This is a genomic window from Mesorhizobium sp. M7A.F.Ca.AU.002.02.1.1 (assembly GCF_003998535.1).
In the GTDB taxonomy this organism is placed as follows: domain Bacteria; phylum Pseudomonadota; class Alphaproteobacteria; order Rhizobiales; family Rhizobiaceae; genus Mesorhizobium; species Mesorhizobium ciceri.
In genome coordinates, this window is record NZ_RZPB01000655.1 from 1 (window position 1) to 3,406 (window position 3,406).

The following is a 3,406-nucleotide window of genomic DNA, read 5'->3' on the forward strand; positions in this document are numbered from 1 at the left end:
GAGCACCGCCAGGGCGCGATCGCCGACGCCGACAATCGACTTGCCCTCGCACAGCCACCGATAAACCTGCCATTTCTCGACGACAGACCCCTGAGGTATCTGCCTTGACGCCGTGTTGGCTTTCACCAACGCAAGCGTCATCGGCCGCCGCCCGAAGGGCGTCGTCGCAAACCCACTCTCCATTTCCCTCACCTTTCAATCAGGCAAAAGAAATCTGCTCGCCGAAATGGCGCCACGACTCTTGACAGTGATTCGGGGAAGTGCGATTCTCAGCTTGCTACAGACGAGAAGGGCTTCCGCGACGGCGACGTTCGGGGGCCTTTTTCTTTTGCGGTTTCAGTCTCCTGTTTTCTTGGCTGTTTCCGATTGCCGAAAAGCCTCGAAAAGCTCGTCCAGCCGATCGGTTATGAACGCTCCGAACGGCGAGGCTTCCTTGGCCTTCAGGGCAAGCGTAAACACTTTTCCTGTGTCGGTGATCTTGGCTCGCACGGATCTGTCGTGCGGTGCCCAAGCCTTTTCCTGTGTCTTCGATGCTGCTGGCGCGCGTTTTGCCGGCGCGCTCATGAAGTCGAACAGACGCGCAAATCGTGCGTCACTGCCTGACGTGGCGAACTCTGGACTTGCCACATAGTCGGCCGCCCTGCCCGCGCTATCCGGATGCTCCATAAGCTTGGCGAGCTGCCACCATCTGTCCCGACCAACAGTCTTGGCGGCGCCAATGGCCACAATGACTGGCTCTGGAATGTTGCTGGTAACAGAACGCATCTTCGAGAAGGTCGTGTCATCGAGCGCCAAAGCCGACTTCACCGTGTCGGGCGTGTGGCCGCGCTTGAGAATGCGATCGGCAAACAGGGTCCTTTCGATGAAGGACAAATTGGCCCTTGCGGCGTTCTCTTGGCCCTGGGCAATAACATGATCCTCATCGCCCATCTTCTTGACGACCGCGCGTACTGGCCGTCCCAGCTGGCGGGCAACCTTGACGCGCCGATGCCCGAAGACGGTCTGAAAGCGACCGGAGAGCTCAGGATGAGGCCTGACCAGGATCGGAGAATCTTGTCCTCTTTCCCGAATGGCCGCAAGCAACTCCTGATATGCCTCATCGTCTTCGTCCAGGCGATCCGAAACGAAGGAGGTGTCCACAAATGCCGGATCGAGATCCACGACCGAGCTCTTGGAGAGCTCCTCGAAGGATTGCATGATGGAGCGCGACGCCCCGCGAACGGCATACCCGGATACGTCCTTCGCATCAGCCACTGCCGTCGCAGGGCCCAACACACTGCCGAAAATGTCCCTGCGTGCCATTTAACCGCCTCCAATCGCGGTTAGCGATTTGATTTCAAAGACAAAATTTCCAGTTTTTACTGCCGTAAACTTCGCCGTCATGACCGTCCCCACGCACGATGGATCAGCGTCGCGATTTCAGCATTGACCGCATCGAGGGATTCCAGTGCACGGTCGTAGGTGGAACGGGTAAAGGCCGACTTCTCCACCTCGTAGAGCGTCTGCTTGGTGAGACCCGCGTCCGAAATCGCCGTCGACTTCAACATCGGGTTCTCCAGGATCTGGCCGGCAAGCATGGACTGCATGAAGCCTACCATCTGCGCCTGCGGGATATCCGTCGGCTCGTAGCGTGTGATCAGATATCGAAACCAATCGAGCTCGATTGCCGCACCGGCGGCCTTGATGGTTTTCAATATGCCGCCGAGCATGAGCAGGAACTGGCTCATAGACATCAGGTCGAGCATCTGCGGATGAACTGTAATGAGAACCGACGTCGCCGCCGACATGGCCGTCAACGTCAGGTAGCCAAGCTGGGGCGGGCAATCAACCACGACAACGTCATAGCGATCGTCGACCTCCGTTAACGCCTTCGCCATGCGCGTGAAGAACTGGCGCCCGGCATTGGACGTCTTATCCTGCATGGCGAGGGGCGTGTCGTATTCGTATTCCTGCAATTCGAGATTGGCGGGGGTGATATCGAGACCTGGAAAATTCGTCGGAAGGATTACGTCCGCAATCGAGCGGCGTTCGTCATCGTAACGAATCGCCTCATAGAGCGAGAGGTTGTTATCAAGTTCCGGCTGGAACCCATGCAGGGCCGACAGTGAGGCTTGAGGATCGAGATCGATTGCAAGAACACGGTGGCCGGTCAAGGCCAGATGCTGGGCGAGGTGGGCGGCAGTCGTTGTCTTGCCACTGCCCCCCTTGAAGTTGACGACAGCAACGACCTGGAGCTTGTCGCCGGACTTGCGGTGCGGGACATACTTCTTGACTTCGGTCCTGCCATGCTGGTCCAGGAAATGGCGCAGCTCAAGCATCTGCTGGGCAGTGTAGGACCGGCGTCCCGATGGGATCTGCTCGGGCAGGGGGCCCTTGCCCTCCAGATGAAGGCGCTTCAGATTGTTCTGCGAGACACCAAGATAGTGAGCGACTTCTGCCATCGAAAACGAACGCAGCGTCTTCGCCGCATCGGGGGGAAATTTCTCCATCCGAAGCTGGTTAAGGCGCCGTGATATCTCAGCACCCTGCTCGAGGATTTTCTCATCGAACTCGAAGCTCGGTAGCCGCATGGCGATATTCATTCTCGTCGAAAACCTGAATTGGCGCTTTTTGCGATGAAATTATTCAACAAGCGCCATTAAGCTCCGATTCGGAAAGCCCGGCAAGAAGTTTTAGGTTAACAGAAGGTTAACAGCACTAGCGGGCTTCCTTGCGGCCGATTCCTGCTGTCGTCGGATAATGGCGGGTTGTCGTTCGACTGGAACTCTCCCGCTCATCTGGCTAAACGCCTGGTTTTTCTGACACAAAGAGCAGTCTTTACGGCAGTAAAAACCGCCCCATCAGCGGAGCGGCTTAGGGGAGGGGAGGGCGCTTCCACCGGCTCAAGGCGGTAGGCGGGCTCGCTTTGCCGGCTGAGGCTTGGTCGAAGGCATCAAAAGCAATGGCCGACCTCCTCCATCATGACGAGACGCAAACGTCCAAAGCTCGGACCGACCCCAATTCGTCTCTAGCGGCCTCAAACGATATTCGCTGACATAGGGTAGGTCAGCGTGCCTCCTGCAGGTGCGTTTGCATGCGGAGGTCAACCGTTACCCGACTGAAAGCCGATCGCTGGAGACCGCAGTTCGCGCACCATCGTTTTGAGCGGTGCGGGCGAGCGCCCGAAACTTCCTTTATCTGCTCGCCAAGGGAGCGTTCGCAACCGACGAGGGTGCCACCCGAGCGTTGATAGCAGACGCTTGGTGATGAAATCCGGCCTGAGGTAGAAACCGAATTTGTCGGCTCGGGAACAACGATGCCAAGACCATCATTCCCGGCTCTATGGTGTCACTCTTGGCCCTTGAGGTCGCTGTCGCCGTAGGCTGCCGCGGACACCGTTGAACAGCTGATCTCGGGAAGGGGAGGG

3 protein-coding genes are annotated in these 3,406 nt (G+C 57.8%); all 3 read right to left on the reverse strand.

Annotated elements, in window-relative coordinates; genetic code table 11:
• Nucleotides 1-183: helix-turn-helix domain-containing protein (locus EN879_RS28795; RefSeq protein WP_281034611.1), on the reverse strand; the 183-nt coding region annotated here is incomplete at its 3' end.
• Nucleotides 184-336: 153 nt separating this feature from the next.
• Entirely contained in the window at nucleotides 337-1,302 is a 966-nt protein-coding gene (repB, locus tag EN879_RS28800) for a plasmid partitioning protein RepB (RefSeq protein WP_013525329.1), read from the reverse strand.
• 77 nt (nucleotides 1,303-1,379) lie between these two features.
• Nucleotides 1,380-2,582 carry a plasmid partitioning protein RepA gene (repA, locus tag EN879_RS28805; protein WP_127224627.1) on the reverse strand — a complete coding sequence of 401 codons (1,203 nt, stop codon included), beginning with the start codon at nucleotides 2,580-2,582 and terminating at the stop codon, nucleotides 1,380-1,382.
• Nucleotides 2,583-3,406 lie beyond the last annotated feature (824 nt).